Origin of the sequence: Pseudoxanthomonas kaohsiungensis (assembly GCF_010211765.1) — a bacterium.
Classification (GTDB): Bacteria; Pseudomonadota; Gammaproteobacteria; order Xanthomonadales; family Xanthomonadaceae; genus Pseudoxanthomonas; species Pseudoxanthomonas kaohsiungensis.
In genome coordinates this window covers 39,661-54,470 of record NZ_PDWO01000004.1, presented here as the reverse complement: position 1 = coordinate 54,470, position 14,810 = coordinate 39,661, and the positions used below count along the sequence as shown (strand labels likewise).

12 protein-coding genes are annotated in these 14,810 nt (G+C 72.6%); 4 read left to right on the top strand and 8 right to left on the bottom strand.

Going from position 1 to position 14,810, the window contains the following annotated elements; all coding sequences use genetic code 11:
• Positions 1-6: 6 nt before the first annotated feature.
• The 4 genes from CSC66_RS05840 to CSC66_RS05825 all read left to right on the top strand — a co-directional run bounded on the left by CSC66_RS05840 (position 7) and on the right by CSC66_RS05825 (position 4,185).
• Positions 7-1,959 carry an acetyl-CoA hydrolase/transferase C-terminal domain-containing protein gene (locus tag CSC66_RS05840; RefSeq protein ID WP_162376463.1) on the top strand — a complete coding sequence of 651 codons (1,953 nt, stop codon included), beginning with the start codon at positions 7-9 and terminating at the stop codon, positions 1,957-1,959.
• A gap of 53 nt (positions 1,960-2,012) precedes the next feature.
• Positions 2,013-2,324, top strand: coding sequence for a BolA family protein (locus CSC66_RS05835; protein ID WP_162376462.1), 312 nt, complete (start codon positions 2,013-2,015; stop codon positions 2,322-2,324).
• Positions 2,325-2,459: 135 nt separating this feature from the next.
• Positions 2,460-3,428: a L,D-transpeptidase family protein gene (locus CSC66_RS05830; protein ID WP_238394303.1), complete on the top strand. Its 969-nt coding sequence runs from the start codon at positions 2,460-2,462 to the stop codon at positions 3,426-3,428.
• Positions 3,429-3,483: 55 nt separating this feature from the next.
• Positions 3,484-4,185 (top strand): M23 family metallopeptidase, encoded by a 702-nt coding sequence (locus CSC66_RS05825; RefSeq protein ID WP_202935610.1) that lies wholly within the window; start codon positions 3,484-3,486, stop codon positions 4,183-4,185.
• A 60-nt stretch (positions 4,186-4,245) separates the two neighbouring features.
• Here CSC66_RS05825 and tkt read toward each other — a convergent pair whose 3' ends face one another.
• The 8 genes from tkt to CSC66_RS05785 form a co-directional block, all read right to left on the bottom strand.
• Positions 4,246-6,243, bottom strand: coding sequence for a transketolase (gene tkt, locus CSC66_RS05820; RefSeq protein ID WP_162376460.1), 1,998 nt, complete (start codon positions 6,241-6,243; stop codon positions 4,246-4,248).
• A gap of 198 nt (positions 6,244-6,441) precedes the next feature.
• Entirely contained in the window at positions 6,442-7,761 is a 1,320-nt protein-coding gene (locus CSC66_RS05815; protein ID WP_162376459.1) for a dicarboxylate/amino acid:cation symporter, read from the bottom strand.
• Positions 7,762-7,819: 58 nt separating this feature from the next.
• Positions 7,820-9,406, bottom strand: a complete 1,587-nt coding sequence (locus tag CSC66_RS05810) for a BatD family protein (protein WP_238394310.1) — start codon at positions 9,404-9,406, stop codon at positions 7,820-7,822.
• 107 nt (positions 9,407-9,513) lie between these two features.
• Positions 9,514-11,307, bottom strand: coding sequence for a VWA domain-containing protein (locus CSC66_RS05805; RefSeq protein WP_162376457.1), 1,794 nt, complete (start codon positions 11,305-11,307; stop codon positions 9,514-9,516).
• The gene (locus tag CSC66_RS05800) at positions 11,304-12,329 is read right to left on the bottom strand and encodes a vWA domain-containing protein (RefSeq protein ID WP_162376456.1); all 1,026 of its coding nucleotides are present in this window, start codon (positions 12,327-12,329) and stop codon (positions 11,304-11,306) included. The genes CSC66_RS05805 and CSC66_RS05800 overlap by 4 nt, the downstream gene beginning before the upstream one ends.
• Positions 12,326-12,778, bottom strand: a complete 453-nt coding sequence (locus CSC66_RS05795; RefSeq protein ID WP_162376455.1) for a DUF4381 family protein — start codon at positions 12,776-12,778, stop codon at positions 12,326-12,328. The genes CSC66_RS05800 and CSC66_RS05795 overlap by 4 nt, the downstream gene beginning before the upstream one ends.
• A gap of 9 nt (positions 12,779-12,787) precedes the next feature.
• Positions 12,788-13,687, bottom strand: a complete 900-nt coding sequence (locus CSC66_RS05790; RefSeq protein WP_162376454.1) for a DUF58 domain-containing protein — start codon at positions 13,685-13,687, stop codon at positions 12,788-12,790.
• Positions 13,688-13,737: 50 nt separating this feature from the next.
• Positions 13,738-14,745 carry an AAA family ATPase gene (locus CSC66_RS05785; RefSeq protein WP_162376453.1) on the bottom strand — a complete coding sequence of 336 codons (1,008 nt, stop codon included), beginning with the start codon at positions 14,743-14,745 and terminating at the stop codon, positions 13,738-13,740.
• Positions 14,746-14,810: the final 65 nt, after the last annotated feature.

Sequence of the window (14,810 nt, the reverse complement as noted above, 5' to 3'; positions counted from 1 at the left end):
GCCCGCATGGCCTTGCACTTCACCGACGTCGAAGCGGCGCTGGACCACCTGCTGGCGCGGCTGCCGGCTGGCCTGCGCGTCGCCGCGCCGCTGGGCCTGGGCAAGCCGCACCGGTTGCTCAACGCGCTGTATGCCCGCGTGGAAGCCGATCCATCGCGCCCGCTGCACCTGTACACCGCGCTGTCGCTGGATCCGCCTTCGCCGGGCAAGGGATTGCAGGCGCGCTTCCTGGGCCCGTTCCTGGCGCGCCATTTCGGCGAGGATTTCCCGCGCCTGGCCTACGTGCAGGCGATGAAGCGCGATGCACTGCCGGCCCATATCGAAGTCGAGGAGTTCTACCTGCAGTCCGGTGCGCTGCTGGACTCGGCGCAGACCCAGCGCCGGTATGCCAGCCTCAACTACACCCACGTGGCTGCCGCGCTGGCCGCGCGCCAGGTGCACCTGATCACGCAGAAGGTCGCCCGGGAGCCGGGTGGCGACCGGCTGTCGTTCTCCTGCAACACCGACCTGACCGCCGATACCGTCGACGCGCACCTGGCCCGCGGCCTGCCGCGGCCGCTGCTGGTGGCCGAGATCGACCCGCAACTGCCCTGGCTGGGCGGCAGCGCGGTCGCGCCCGACGGCTTCTTCGACGTGGTGATCGACCCGCCCGGTCCGCATCCATCGCTGTTCGGCCTGCCGCGGCAGCCGGTCGGCGACGCCGACTACGCCATCGGCCTGTATGCCAGCACGCTGGTGCGCGACGGCGGCACCCTGCAGATCGGGATCGGTGCGCTGGCCGATGCGCTGTGCCACGCGCTGGTGCTGCGCCATACCGACAACGCGCGCTACCGGCAGGTGCTGGCCGCACTCGATCCGGACCTGGAATCGCATCCGGCCGTGCGCGACAGCGGCGGTCTCGGGCCGTTCGAGGTCGGCCTGTACGGCTGCAGCGAGATGATCAACGAAGGCTTCAAGCGTCTGGTCGAAACCGGCGTGATCCGGCGCAAGGTGGTGGACGACGCCGCGCTGATGCGCCGGCTGGCCGACGGCACCGCCAACCTGGGCGACCATGCACGCCTGGAGCGCGACGGCGAATACCTGCACGGCGCCTTCTACCTGGGCTCGCCGGACTTCTACGCCTGGCTGCGCGACCTGCCCGAGGTGCAGTGCCGGGCGATCGGCATGCGCCGCATCGGCGAGGTCAACCAGCTCTACGGCGGCGACGAGGGACTGGAACGCCTGCAGCGCCGCGATGCGCGCTTCTTCAACAGCTGCATGATGGCCACCGCGCTGGGCGCGGCGGTCTCCGACGCGCTGGAGGACGGACGCGTGGTTTCCGGCGTGGGCGGGCAATACAACTTCGTGGCCATGGCCCATGCCCTGCCCGATGCGCGCTCGGTGCTGATGCTCCGTTCCACTCGCGAAGCGCACGGTCGCAGCGAGTCCAACGTGCGCTGGAACTACGGCCACGCCACCATCCCGCGCCACCTGCGCGACCTGTACGTCGACGAGTACGGCATCGCCGACCTGCGCCATGCCAGCGACGAGGACTGCGTGGTGGCCATGGCCGGGATCGCCGATGCGCGCTGGCAGGCCGGGCTGCTGGACGCGGCGAAGGCGGCACGCAAGCTGCGCGGCGACTTCGCCGCGCCGCCACGCTGGCAGCACAACACGCCGCAGCGGCTGGGCCAGTCGCTGGCGCCGTTCCGCCGGGATGGCACCCTGCCCGACTATCCGCTGGGCAGCGATTTCACCGCGGTCGAGCAGCGGCTGGTGCGCGCGCTGGCCTGGCTGCAGGCCAGCACGGCGACCACATCCGGCAAGCTGCGCATCGCGTGGCAGGCGCTGACCGCGACGCCGGGGCGCGACGACGAAGCGCTCCGGCGCATGGACCTGCATGCCGGCGCGGGCGCGGGCACCTGGTTCCAGGCCCGGCTCCTGGGATTGGCGCTGGCGCGCACCGCCCGCGACCATTGAAACGCGCGCCTGCGCCACCACCTTCTCCCCGTATAGCCCGTTCCGGAACTCGAATGACCACCCGCGCCGACCAGATCCGAGAGGCCCTCTCCGCCCTGCAGCCGGTGCACCTGGAGGTGATCGACGAGAGCCACATGCACAGCCGTGGCCTGGAAACGCATTACAAGGCGGTGATCGTCAGCGCGCAGTTCGAGGGCCGGCGCGCGATCCAGCGGCACCAGGCCGCCTACGCCGCAATGGGCCCGCTGATGCAGCAGGTGCATGCCCTGGGCCTGCACACCTACACGCCCGCCGAATGGCAGGCCGACGCGAACGTCCCCGACTCCCCGCGCTGCCGCGGCGGCAGCAAGCACGACCTCGCCTGAGACGCGCTGCGCGCGCCCGCCACCGACGCCTGCTTGGCGAATCTTCCACATCGCTGAACCACGTCCGCGCGCCTTCACGCCGGCACCGCATCGGACTGCCCAGCGTAACGGCATCCCGAACGAGTACCGTCGCCCATGCGTACCTCCCCCCTCTTCCTCGCCATGCTCGTGGCCGTCGCGTCGCCGCACGCCCTTGGCCAGGACGCCGCGTCCGCCGATGGCGCGCCACTTGCGCAATCCGCAGAGGACCGCGCCACCCACGAAGGCGACGGTGCCCGGCTGCGGCTGCAGGTCCTGCTCGATCGCGCGCGCTTCTCGCCCGGCGAGATCGACGCGGTCACCGGCTCCAACCAGGCCCGCGCCCTGCGTGGCTACCAGGCCGCGCACGACCTGCCCGTCACCGGCGAGCCCGACGCGGCCACCTGGGCGGCGCTGGAACGCGACGCCGCGCCAGTGCTGGCCGAGTACCGCTTGACCGACGCCGACCTGACGGGACCGTACCGGGCGCTGCCCGACGATGCGATGGACAAGGCCAGGCTCGATGCACTGGGCTATGCGTCGCTGGCCGAGGCCCTCGGCGAACGCTTCCATGCCAGCCCGGCCCTGTTGCGACGGCTGAACCCGCAACTGGACCGCGCCGGCGCCGGCACCGTGCTGACCGTGCCTGCGGTGGCGGCGCCCGCCACGGCCAAGGCCGCGCGCGTGGTCGTGGATCGCAGCGACTCCGTGCTGCGCCTGCTCGACGACGGCGGCCGCGTGATGGCGCAGTACCCGGCGTCCACCGGCAGCGAACATGACCCCCTGCCGATCGGCGACTGGCGCATCGTGACGGTGGTGAAGGACCCGACCTTCCACTACAACCCGGACCTGTTCTGGGATGCCGACCCCGGGCACGAGAAAGCGACCCTGGCCGCCGGGCCGAACAATCCGGTCGGCACGGTCTGGATCGACCTGTCCAAGCCGCATTACGGCATCCATGGCACCCCGGAGCCGGCCAGCGTCGGCAAGGCCCAGTCACATGGCTGCATCCGCCTGACCAATTGGGACGCCCAGGCGGTGGCCGCCGCGGTCGACGCGAGCGTCACGGTGGTCCTGCAGGAATGAGCGTGTACGAACGCAGCCGCGTGCCGCGGGGAGCCGCATGAGGTCGCCGCTCGCGATGGCGCTGGCGGTCGCCCTGGTCGCGCTGCTCCTCCTGGCGCTGTCCTGGCAGGACGGCGCGCTGCGGTTGCTGCGCGTGTCGCCGTCGCCGGGCGGCGCGCAGGCGCCGGTCACGACGCCACCCGCCGCCCGCCCCGACCCGCGCCCGACCGCGCGTATGGCAGCCGGCGACGTCGCGCCGCCGGTCGCGGCCCCTTCACCGGCGGCGCCACCGCGCGGCGATGCGCCTTCCCCCGCACCTGCCGGCACCCTGCTGTTGCCGGTCGCCGGCGTGCAGGCCGCGCAGCTGCAGGACACCTTCACCGATGCGCGCAGCGCCGGCCGCAGCCACGACGCGATCGACATCATGGCGCCGGCCGGAACGCCGGTGCTGGCGGTCGCCGATGGCCACGTCGAGAAGCTCTTCGACAGCGCGCGCGGAGGCTTGACCATCTACCAGTTCGAGCCGGGCGGAGAGCTGGCCTACTACTACGCGCACCTGCAGCGTTACGCCGATGGATTGGCCGAAGGCCAGGCGGTGAAGCGCGGCCAGGTGATCGGCTACGTGGGTTCGACCGGGAACGCCAGTCCGGACGTGCCCCACCTGCACTTCGCCATCTTCGTGCTCGGCCCGGAAAAGCGCTGGTGGGAGGGCACCGCGATCAATCCCTATCCCCTGCTGGGCGGCACCGCCCGCCGCGAGGCCGCATCGCGGCCGTGAGCGTCCAACGAAAAGGCCGGGCTTTGCCCGGCCTTTTCCCAGCGTTGCGTCAGCGCTCGCTCAGAGCGCCTTGGCCGCCTCGACCACCGCCTCGGTGGTGATGTTGAAGTACTTGTACAGGTCGCCAGCCGGTGCCGACGCGCCGAAGCGGTCCAGGCCGACCACCGCGCCGTCCAGGCCGACGTACTTGCGCCAGAAGTCGGTCACGCCCGCCTCCACCGCCACGCGCTTGCGCACCGCCTTCGGCAGCACCGATTCGCGGTAGGCCGCGTCCTGGCGGTCGAACACGTCGGTGGACGGCATCGACACCACGCGCGTCTTCAGGCCCGCGGCGTCGAGCACCTTCTTGGCTTCCACCGCCAGCGAGACTTCCGAGCCGGTGCCGATCAGGATCACGTCCGGGGTGCCGCCTTCGGCGTCGGCCAGCACGTAGCCGCCGCGCGCGGCCTGCGCCAGCTGCGCGTCGCTGCGCGGCTGGTGCGGCAGGTTCTGGCGGCTGAACACCAGGCAGCTGGGGCCGTCCTGGCGCAGGATCGCCGCCTTCCATGCCACCGCCGACTCGGCCGCGTCGCACGGGCGCCAGACGTCGTTGTTGGGGATGTAGCGCAGCGTGGCCAGGTGCTCGACCGGCTGGTGGGTCGGGCCGTCCTCGCCCAGGCCGATCGAGTCGTGGGTGTAGACGTGGATCACGTGCGCCGGGATCAGCGCGCTCATGCGCAGCGCGTTGCGCGCGTAGTCGCTGAACACCAGGAAGGTCGCGTCGAACGGCAGGAATCCGCCATGCAGGGCGATGCCGTTGGCGATCGCGCTCATGCCGAACTCGCGCACGCCATAGTGCACGTAGTTGGCGCCGGCATCGGCCGCGGTGACCGACTTGCTGGCCTTCCACTGGGTCAGGTTGGACGGCGCCAGGTCGGCCGACCCGCCGATGATTTCCGGCAGCAGCGGAGCGAAGGCGCCGATCGCGTTCTGCGAGGCCTTGCGCGAGGCGATGGTCGGCGCTTCGGCCTGGACCTGGGCGATGTAGGCGTCGGCCTGCGCGGCGAAGTCGGCCGGCAGCTCGCCGCGCGAACGGCGCGCCAGTTCGGCCGCCGCGTCCGGGTGCGCCTGGGCATAGCGGTCGAACAGCTGCTGCCACTGGCCCTGGCGCTGCTTGCCATCGTTGGCGCGCCAGCCGGCGTAGATTTCCTCCGGCACCTCGAAGGCGGCGTACGGCCATTCCAGCGCCTGGCGCGCGCCTTCCAGCTCGTCCTTGCCCAGCGGCGCGCCGTGCGATTCCTCCTTGCCGGCCTTGTGCGGGGCGCCGAAGCCGATGACGGTCTTGCAGCAGATCAGGCTGGGCTTGTCGGAGACGGCCAGGGCGGCGTCGATCGCGGCCTTGATCGCCGCCGGGTCATGCCCGTCGACGCCGCGCACCACGTGCCAGCCGTAGGCCTCGAAGCGCGCCGGGGTGTCGTCGGTGAACCAGTCGTGCACCTCGCCGTCGATCGAGATGCCGTTGTCGTCCCAGAACGCGGTCAGCTTGCCCAGGCCCCAGGTGCCGGCCAGCGAGGCGGCCTCGTGCGAAATGCCTTCCATCATGCAGCCGTCGCCCATGAGCACCCACGTGCGGTGGTCGACGACGTCGAAGCCTTCGCGGTTGTAGCGCTGCGCGAGCAGCTTCTCGGCCAGGGCGAAGCCGACCGCGTTGGCGAAGCCCTGCCCCAGCGGACCGGTGGTGGTTTCCACGCCCGGGGTTTCATGGCGCTCGGGGTGGCCGGCGGTCTTGCTGTGCAGCTGGCGGAAATTCTTCAGTTCCTCGATCGGCAACTCGTAGCCGCTCAGGTGCAGCAGCGCGTAGTGCAGCATCGAGCCGTGGCCGTTGGACAGCACGAAGCGGTCGCGGTTGGCCCAGTGCGGATCGGACGGGTTGTGCTGCAGGTAGTCGTTCCAGAGCACTTCGGCGATGTCGGCCATGCCCATCGGCATGCCCGGATGCCCGGACTTGGCGGCTTCGACCGCGTCGGCGGCGAGGAAACGGATGGCGTTGGCCAGCTGGCGGCGGGTAGGCGTCGTCATGGGGGATCGGCGTGGTCTTCAGGCACCCGCGGCGCTGCGGGCCGCCCATTGTCCCATCCCTTGTCCACTCCTGTCCTGCCGGGTGGCGAAAAAAAGCGGATCCGGACCGGTACGGGGGCCGCGCGCGCCCGGTTTGCGATGAAACCACCGGCCCACGGTGCTGCGCATGGCCGCCACCGAGGCGTTCCGGCGGCGCGGTCAGCCCGGTGCGGTGCCCGGCTGCGGCGATGGCGCCGACAGCGCGGCATCGGTCTCGCGATGCGCGACCAGCGTGGCCAGGGTCAGGTCGCCGCTGACGTTGAGCGTGGTCCGGCACATGTCGAGGAAGTGGTTCACGCCCAGGATCAGGCCGATGCCGATCGGGTCCACCCCGACCATCGCGCAGATCAGCGCCACCACCGGCAGCGAGCCGGAGGGCACGCCGGCGGTGCCGATGCCGCCGAGGATGCACACCAGCATCACCATGAACTGCTGGCCCAGGGTCAGGTCCACGCCGAAGAACTGGGCCAGGAACAGCACCGTCACGCCCTCGAACAGCGCGGTGCCGTTCTGGTTGGCGGTGGCGCCCACGGTCAGCACGAAGCGCGACACCTTCGGCGGCAGGCCCATCTCGTCGGCCACGCGCAGCGCGGTGGGCAGGGTCGCGTTGCTCGAGGCGGTGGAGAACGCCATCACCGCCGCTTCCTGGATGTCGCGGAAGAACTTCACCGGCGAACGTCCGACCATGCGCACCGCCAGCGAATAGGTGCCGAACATGTGCAGCGCCAGCGCCAGCACCACCACGCCCACGTACGCGCCCAGCCGCAACAGCAGGTCGAAGCCGAAGATCGCCGCCAGGTTGAACATGAAGCAGAACACCGCGTACGGCGCCAGCCGGATCACCAGCCCGATCAGGGTCATCGAGATCTCGAAGATGCCCTCGATGCCGCGCTTGAGCGTGGCCACCCTGCTGTCGGGGGTGAGCACCATGCCCACGCCGAACATCACCGCGAAGAACATCAGCGCCAGGATCGAGCCGTTTTCCGAGGCGGCCTGGACCACGTTGCTGGGCACGATCGACAGGACCATGTCCATGCCGCGCGGCTGGGTGTCGACGCTGGCCACGATCTCGCGGCTGCGCTCGGCGTTCTGCACCAGCAGCTGCTGCGCCAGCGCCGGGTCGACGCCGGCACCGGGCTTGAACGCGTTGACCAGCAGCAGCCCCAGCAGCACCGCCACACCGGACAGGACCACGGTATAGGCCAGGGTCTTCCAGCCGATCCGGCCCAGCGCGCGGATGTCGCCCATCTCGGCGATGCCCATGACCAGCGCCGAGAACAGCAGCGGCACGATCAGCATGAAGATCAGGTTGAGGAACAGACGCGAGGCAGGCGTCGTCACCCAGGTGGTGAAGGCCTGCACCCAGTCGGCCTCGGCTCCCGCGGTCAGGTGGACCAGCAGGCCCAGCACCAGGCCCAGCCCGAAGCCCAGGCCCATCTTCCACGGCATCGGCCAGGGGCGGCGAGTGGTCTGGGTCATGCGCGCAGGTCCGGAGAAAAAAGCAGCCGGCAGCTTAGCAAACAGCTTCGGATCGACCTCAGGGCGGATACAGCGGCGGCAGCGGCGCGGGATCGACGACCGGCGGCGCGCGCCAGCGCGGGCCGTCGCGGAACGCGGCACGCAGCGCGGCGCGGGCCGCGGAAGGCTCGCCCTGCCCGGCCCACAGCGCACGGCGCATGGCATCGAGCGCATCGCGCTGCGACGGATCGTCCAGGCGGGCGATCACTCCATCCAGGTCGGCCGCTGCAGGTACCGCCATGCGCTGCAGCAGGCCGACCACCTCGTCGAAGCTGCCGGCGTCGAGCAGCCGGCGCAGGTCCGCCGTCGACGGCACCGCCGGCCGGTCGCGCTCACCCGCCGCGAGGACCGGATGACCGCTGCCCCGTTTCCGCCACAGCATCCAGGCCAGCGTCGCCAGCCACAGCAGCGCGAACGCCACCGCCACCCGGAACCAGGGCGAACGGGGCAGCGTCCCGTCGGCTGGCAGCGCTATCGTGGCCGGCGACGTGGTCGGCGGCGCGGTTGTGGGCGCTGGCGCCGCCTGCGACGCACCGGCCACGCCGGGCGCAACCTCCAGCGACAGGTCCGGCAGGCTCGCCACCTGCGCCGAACCCGCTGCCACGTCCCACCACGCCAGCCGCGTCCCCGGCACGCGCAGCGGACCCGGCCGCAGCGGGACCACCGAGAACCGCCGCACCACGGTCAGCTGCGGACCGCCATCGACGAAGCGCTCGGTGGTTTCCGCGCGATCGGCGAAGACCTGCGCGCCCTCGACCTGCGGCGCCGGGATCTCGGGGAACTGCGCGGCCGTGGCGCCCTGCGCCACCGCTTCGACCACGATCTCCACCGCCTCGCCTGCGCGCGCCCGATCCGGCCTGGCTCCGTACTCGAGTTCGAGGTCGCGCAGTGGCAGCCAGGGCTGCGGCGCGCCATCGGGCTGGGGCCGCACCTGCAGCGTCTGCGCCGCGCCCTGCGCGGACAGGCTGCGATCGGTGCCGAAGAAGTCGTCGAAGAACCCGCCGGCGCCCTGGCCGCGGAAGCGCGAGGGCGGCAGCTCCAGCGGCCCGCTGCGCTCGGGCACCAGCAGGTAACGGCGCTCGACCACATGGTAGCGGCGTCCGCCGATTTCGCGGCTGCTCTGCACATCGTCGCCGATCCGCTGCAACGACGCGCCGTCCGGTGCATCCTGGGCCAGCTCGCCGGACAGCAGCGGCGTGGCGTAGTACAGGCGCACGGTCAGGCCCAGGCTCTGCTGCACGTAAGGCGCGGGATCGTCGACCCGCGATTCGAGGAAGACGTCGCCGCGCGGCACCGGCGCGGAGGCGTGCGCGGCGGAAACGCTCAGCTTCTGCGGTGCCGTCCGTTCGGCCCCCACCTGCAGCGCGGGGATGTCCACCGCGCCCTCGCGACGCGGGGTGAGCGCGATGCCGAACAGGGTGCGGTTGCCGGTGGCCGGGCTGCGATAGGGCGGCCCCAGGGTGAAGGCGTCGCGCAGCGGCGTGTAGTCGGGTGCGCTGCCAGGCTGGTCGGTCTCGATGTTGAGGGTCACCGCCTCGCCCGGCGCGATGGCGTTGCGGTCGAGCCAGGCGCGCGTTTCCGCGTGCGCGGTCGACAGGCCGGCCATGCTCGCCAGGGCGGCCAGCAGCAGGAACGCGGCCCTGCCCACGCGACCGGCAGCCGCGCCAGGCGCAGCTGTGTGGAAACGGGCGGATGCCGCCGAGGATCGCATGCTCACTGTCCTTCCCGCTGGCGGCGCTCGTATTCGAGCCGGAACTTGGCACGCAGCAGGCCACCCGGGTCGTCCGGCACGCGCCTCAGCCACGCTTCGCGCGCCTGGCGCTGCTCGCGCGCCTGCGCGTCCTCGTGTTCGGGCTGCTCCTGCACCGGCTCCTTGCCCTGTCCCTGCTGCAGCGCCTGCTGCATGCGCTCGCGCTGCTCGCGATCGGCCTGCGCCTGGCGCTCATGCGCCTGCGCGTCATCCGCCTTGGGGGGCGGCTGTCCTTCCGCGCCTTCCGGCTGTCCGGGCCGCTCATCCTGCCCACGCGCCCGATCCGGGTTCCCGCCCGCAGGGGACTCGCCGCCGGACTGCGGCTGCGCCGGATCCTGCGCCTGGTCCTTGCCGGACTGCTTCGGCCCCTGCTGTCCGCGCTGGCCCTGCCCGCCGCCGGGCGGCTGCTGCCTGCGCGCGGCCTCGACCACCTGGCGATTGGCGATGGCGTCCTCCATGCCCGGCGCCCGTGCCAGCGCGCGATCGTAGGCGGCGATGGCGTCGTCGTACCTGCCCTGTCGCGCCAGTGCGTTGCCCAGGTTGTACTGCGCGTCGGCACCCCGCGCACCCGCGGCGGCGAAGGCCTGTTCGGCGGCGGCGAAGTCGCCCTGGCGGTAGGCATCCACGCCCTGCTCGATCCGCTGTTGTGCCTGCTGGTCGGCGCGCCGCCACCAGCCACCCCCATCGGCGTCGCTCGCCTGCGCCTGCTCCTGCGCCTGCGCAGGTACCGGCAGCGCGAGCGCCAGGCTCGTGGCAAGCACGGCCAGCGGGACTGCGGCCAGCACGCCGGCACCGCGCCGGAACGCCAGCGCCGCCAGCGCCAGCAGCGGCAGCAGGAGCCAGTAGCCCTGGTCCAGCCATGCCCGCTGCCCGCTGCCCCGTACGTTGGTGCCCGCCGCGGCGGGATCCAGGACCGCGAGCGTGCGCAGGTCCGCATCGTCGATGGCGAGCGCGGCGTAACGGCCGCCACCGGCATCGGCCAGCGCGCGCAGCGAAGCGTCGTCGCGCCGGGCCTGGCGGGTGACGCCTCCACGGTCGACATACTCGCCACCGCGCGCACCGCCGAGACCCAGCACCGAGATCCGGTAACCCTGCGCCGCAACCGCCGCGGCGATCCGGGTGGCGGACGGCTCCGCCTCGCCGGTGACCAGCAGGATGTCGCCGTGGTCGAAACCGGCCTGGTTGAGCAGCGTGGCGGCGTGGGTGATCGCCCGGTCGGTACGATGCCCGTCGACCGGCATCACCTCCGGCGCAAGCGCGTCCAGGAACAGGGCGATGTTGGCGCCGTCGGCGGTGAGGGGCGCGACCGTGTAGGCGTCCTCGGCCCAGGCGACCAGGCCGACTTCGCCGCCCTGGCGTTGGCGCAGCAGCGCCTCGACCTTGGCCCGCGCCTGGGCCAGGCGCGTGGGCGCCATGTCGGTCGCCAGGATCGCCGACGACAGGTCGAGCGCGATCACCAGCGGGGCGCGTGATTCCCAGTGCGGCTGTTCCTCCTGGCGCCAACCGGGACCGGCCAGGGCGACGATCGCCAATGTCCAGGCCATGGAAACGCCGGCCAGCCGCAGCCACGCGCTGCCGCGACCCGGTTCGAGCAGGTGCGGCAGCAGATGCGGGTCGACCGCATCGCGCCAGCCCTGTTGCCGGCGCCGGCGCCACAGCCACCACAGCAGCGGCAGCGCCAGCAACGCCAGCAGCCAGAGCGGCCGGTGGAAATGAAGCTCCGGCGTCTGCAGCCAGGAAGGCGATGCGATGTTCATGCGACCTGCCTTCCGGTCGTGAGCCGCGAAGCGGCGAACGCCAGCATGGCGAGCACGAGTGCGCCGGCCAGTGGCCACGGATAGCGTTCGATCCGCGGCCGCACCGGTGCAGCCGCCACCGCCACCGCCTCGAGCCGGTCGAGCTCGGAATAGATGCCCGCCAGCTGCGCGGTATCGCGGGCCCGGAAGAAGCGGCCGCCGGTCATCGCGGCGACGCGGCGCAAGGTCTCCTCGTCGACCTCCTCGCCGCCCTGGATCGGCAGCGGCACCCCGAACAGCGAAAGCGCCGCGCCCCCGCCGCCGAACGCGATCGTATGCACGCGTACGCCCTCGGCTTGCGCCAGCTCGGCCGCCTTGACCGGGTCGAGCACGCCGGCGGTATTGACCCCGTCGGTCAGCAGGATCAGCACGCGCTGGCCTTCGGGCTGCTCGCGCAGGCGCTTGACCGCCAGGCCGATGGCATCGCCCAGGGCGGTCTCGCGTCCGGCCAGTCCGGCCACACTGTCGCGCAGTTGCAGCCGCACCGAATCGCGATCCAGGGTCAACGGCGTCAGCATGTAGGCCCGCTGGCCGAATACCAGCAGGCCGACGCGGTCGCCGGCCCGGCGGTCGAGGAAATCCGCGATCACCGCCTTGGCCGCGGTGAGCCGGTCCACCACCTGGCCGCCGAGCTCCATGTCGGTCTCGCTCATGCTGCCGGACAGGTCCACGGCCAGCATCATCTGGCGCGCTTCGCGCGGTGGCGACTGCGCCTGCCCGAGCTGCTGCGGGCGGGCGGCGGCGGTACAAAGCAGCACCCAGGCCAGCAGCGGCAGCACCCAGCCGATGCGGGCGTGCCGCGCGGAAACGCCGGCGACGCCGTCCAGCCGTCCGGACCAGGGCACGCGCAACGCAGGCGCGGTGCTGCGGCGCGCGGGCAGGAGCAGGCGCACCAGCAGCGGCAGGGGCAGCAGCGCCCACGCCCAGGGCCAGGCGAAGCCCGCGAACCCTTCCTGCCAGGCGGCAACCCATGCTCCGCTCATCGCCGGCCCTCCATCAGCTCGAGGAAGCGGGCGCGGGCCAGGGCCGAAACGGCGGCGAACTCGCCGTCGTCGAGCCGGCGGCGGAACCCGCCTTCGAGGAGCAGGCGTCCCGGGCCATCGCTGAAGCGAGCGCCGGCCGTCCCGTCGAGGAATCGCAGCCAGTCCTCCCCCTGCAGCCGCTCGGCGCCCGCCCGGTGGCGGCGAGCCGCGCGCCGCAGTAGGCCCGACATCGCCGCCAACCGCTCGGGCAGGCCACCCTCGGCGCTGGAAGCGTCGAACCAGCGCGCCCAGCGCCGACGCCGCGCGGCCCGCCATGCCCGCCACCCAATCCATGCCAGCGCGGCCGCGACCAGCGCCGCCGCCACCAGCCACCAGCCCGCGGCCGGCGGCCACCAGGACGGGGCTGCGGTCAGGTGCACGTCGCGCAAGGGCAGTCGGCTCGGGTCCATGGATCTTCTTCAGTCGACCACGGCTGCGTCGACGCGGTCTTCGTCCCGCAGCGATGCGTCCCGGGGCGCCAGCCAATCCGCCGCTTCGGCGTCGGTGGACAGGCAACGCACCTGCCAGCCGAGCGAGGGGAGCGTGCGCACGAGTTCCTCGGCCGGCGCGACCAGCGCCTGCTTCCAGCGCAGGCGGACGGTCGCGTTGTCCAGCCCCAGCTGCAGCCGGCGCGCCCCGGCGCGGAACGCCAGCTCGCGCCGCGGCGGCGCCGTTTCCAATGGATCCTGCAGCAGCACCAGTGTGGCCTGGTGGTGGCGCGCCAGCGCGGTCCAGCGAACCGGGGGTACGCGCGAAGCCGCCACCGGGTCGGCCAGCACCACGACCTGGGCACCGGGACGCAGCAGGCGCTGCGCATGTTCGAGCGCCATGTCCAGGCCGGACTGGTCCCCGGGCGGGCGCGCATACCAGCGCGCCAGCGCGTCGAGCACGCGCATGGCCCCGCGCATGCCGGTCGCCGGCGGGATCGCCGGCTCGCCGCCGCGCAGGGCCGCGATGCGATCGCCGGACTGCAGCGCCGACCACACGGCGACCGCGCCGGCGCGCGCGGCCTGCACCGACTTGAAGCGCACGCGCGTGCCGAAGTACAGCGCCGGATCGGTATCGGCGACCAGCAGGGTCAGCCGCTCGCGCTCGGCCTGGAACAGCTTGGTGTGGGCGCGGCCGCTGCGCGCGGTCAGGCGCCAGTCCATCCGGCGCACGTCGTCACCGATGGTGTACTCGCGCGATTCGGCGTACTCCATGCCGCGGCCACGCAGGCTCGACGGCGCCGGTCCGTGCACGCCATGGCGGCCCCGCCTTGGTTGCGGCGCACGCCGCACCTGGGCGCGAAGCGCCACCAGTTCGGCCAGCGTCGGCATGATGCCTGGCGTTACGGCATCGGCCGCGGCGGAGGCCGGGCCGCGCCCGCTCACGGCGGCGGCACCCGTTCCAGCAGCGCGGCCACCAGGCGGTCGCCATCCCAGCCCTCGGCCAGCGCCTCGTAGCTGGGCAGCACGCGATGGCGCAGCACGTCCGGTGCCATGGCGCGGATGTCGTCCGGGGTGACGTAGTCGCGTCCGGCCAGCCAGGCTCTGGCGCGCGCGCAACGTTCCAGCGCGATCGAGCCCCGCGGGCTTGCGCCCCAGGCGATGCGCCGGCCGAGCGCGGCGTCGTAGCGGGAAGCGTCGCGGGACGCGAGGACCAGTTCGACCAGGTAGCGTTCCAGGGCCGGCGCCACGTGCAGGTCGAGGACCTGCTCGCGCGCGGCGAACACCTGCGCCTGCGGCATGCGTTCGATCGGCGGCGGCGGGGCCTGCAGCGTCTGCCGCGCGCGCTCGCGCGCCAGCCGCAGGATCTCCGCCTCCATGCCCGCATCCGGATAGCCGATGCGCACGTGCATGAGGAACCGGTCCAGCTGCGCTTCGGGCAGCGGGAACGTGCCTTCCTGTTCGATCGGGTTCTGCGTGGCCATCACCAGGAACAGCGGCGGCAGCGCGTAGGTGTGGCGCCCCACGGTCACCTGCCGCTCCCCCATCGCCTCCAGCAGCGCGGACTGGACCTTGGCCGGCGCGCGGTTGATCTCGTCGGCCAGCAGCAGCGGGTGGAAGACGGGGCCTGGCTGGAACTCGAAGCGTCCCTCCTGGGGCCGCCAGACTTCGGTGCCGGTCAGGTCGGCCGGCAGCAGGTCGGGGGTGAACTGGACGCGGGCGAACTCCGCGTCCAGGTGTGCGGCCAGCGTGCGGATCGCGGTCGTCTTGGCCAGGCCGGGAGCGCCTTCGACCAGCAGGTGGCCGTCGGCCAGCAACGCGACGAGCAGGCGCTCGACCAGGGCGGACTGGCCGACAATTTCCGCCGAGAGCTGGTCACGCAGACGGAGGAAGGCCGCATGCGGGCCGGAGCCGGCGACGGGACTGGAAGCAGCGTCGAGAGTATCCATGCCCCGATTCTGACCGATCCGGCAGGCCTGTGGTTCCCGGCGCCGGGCTCCGAAAACCGGACCCC

Coding starts and splice junctions, on each gene's coding strand:
- CSC66_RS05805 (WP_162376457.1), bottom strand. CDS start 11,307: ATGAACATCGCATCGCCTTCCTGGCTGCAGACGCCGGAGCTTCATTTC.
- CSC66_RS05800 (WP_162376456.1), bottom strand. CDS start 12,329: ATGAGCGGAGCATGGGTTGCCGCCTGGCAGGAAGGGTTCGCGGGCTTC.
- CSC66_RS05815 (WP_162376459.1), bottom strand. CDS start 7,761: ATGACCCAGACCACTCGCCGCCCCTGGCCGATGCCGTGGAAGATGGGC.
- CSC66_RS05840 (WP_162376463.1), top strand. CDS start 7: ATGGCCTTGCACTTCACCGACGTCGAAGCGGCGCTGGACCACCTGCTG.
- CSC66_RS05790 (WP_162376454.1), bottom strand. CDS start 13,687: ATGCCGACGCTGGCCGAACTGGTGGCGCTTCGCGCCCAGGTGCGGCGT.
- CSC66_RS05785 (WP_162376453.1), bottom strand. CDS start 14,745: ATGGATACTCTCGACGCTGCTTCCAGTCCCGTCGCCGGCTCCGGCCCG.
- tkt (WP_162376460.1), bottom strand. CDS start 6,243: ATGACGACGCCTACCCGCCGCCAGCTGGCCAACGCCATCCGTTTCCTC.
- CSC66_RS05795 (WP_162376455.1), bottom strand. CDS start 12,778: ATGGACCCGAGCCGACTGCCCTTGCGCGACGTGCACCTGACCGCAGCC.
- CSC66_RS05835 (WP_162376462.1), top strand. CDS start 2,013: ATGACCACCCGCGCCGACCAGATCCGAGAGGCCCTCTCCGCCCTGCAG.
- CSC66_RS05810 (WP_238394310.1), bottom strand. CDS start 9,406: ATGGCCGGCCTGTCGACCGCGCACGCGGAAACGCGCGCCTGGCTCGAC.
- CSC66_RS05830 (WP_238394303.1), top strand. CDS start 2,460: ATGCGTACCTCCCCCCTCTTCCTCGCCATGCTCGTGGCCGTCGCGTCG.
- CSC66_RS05825 (WP_202935610.1), top strand. CDS start 3,484: ATGGCGCTGGCGGTCGCCCTGGTCGCGCTGCTCCTCCTGGCGCTGTCC.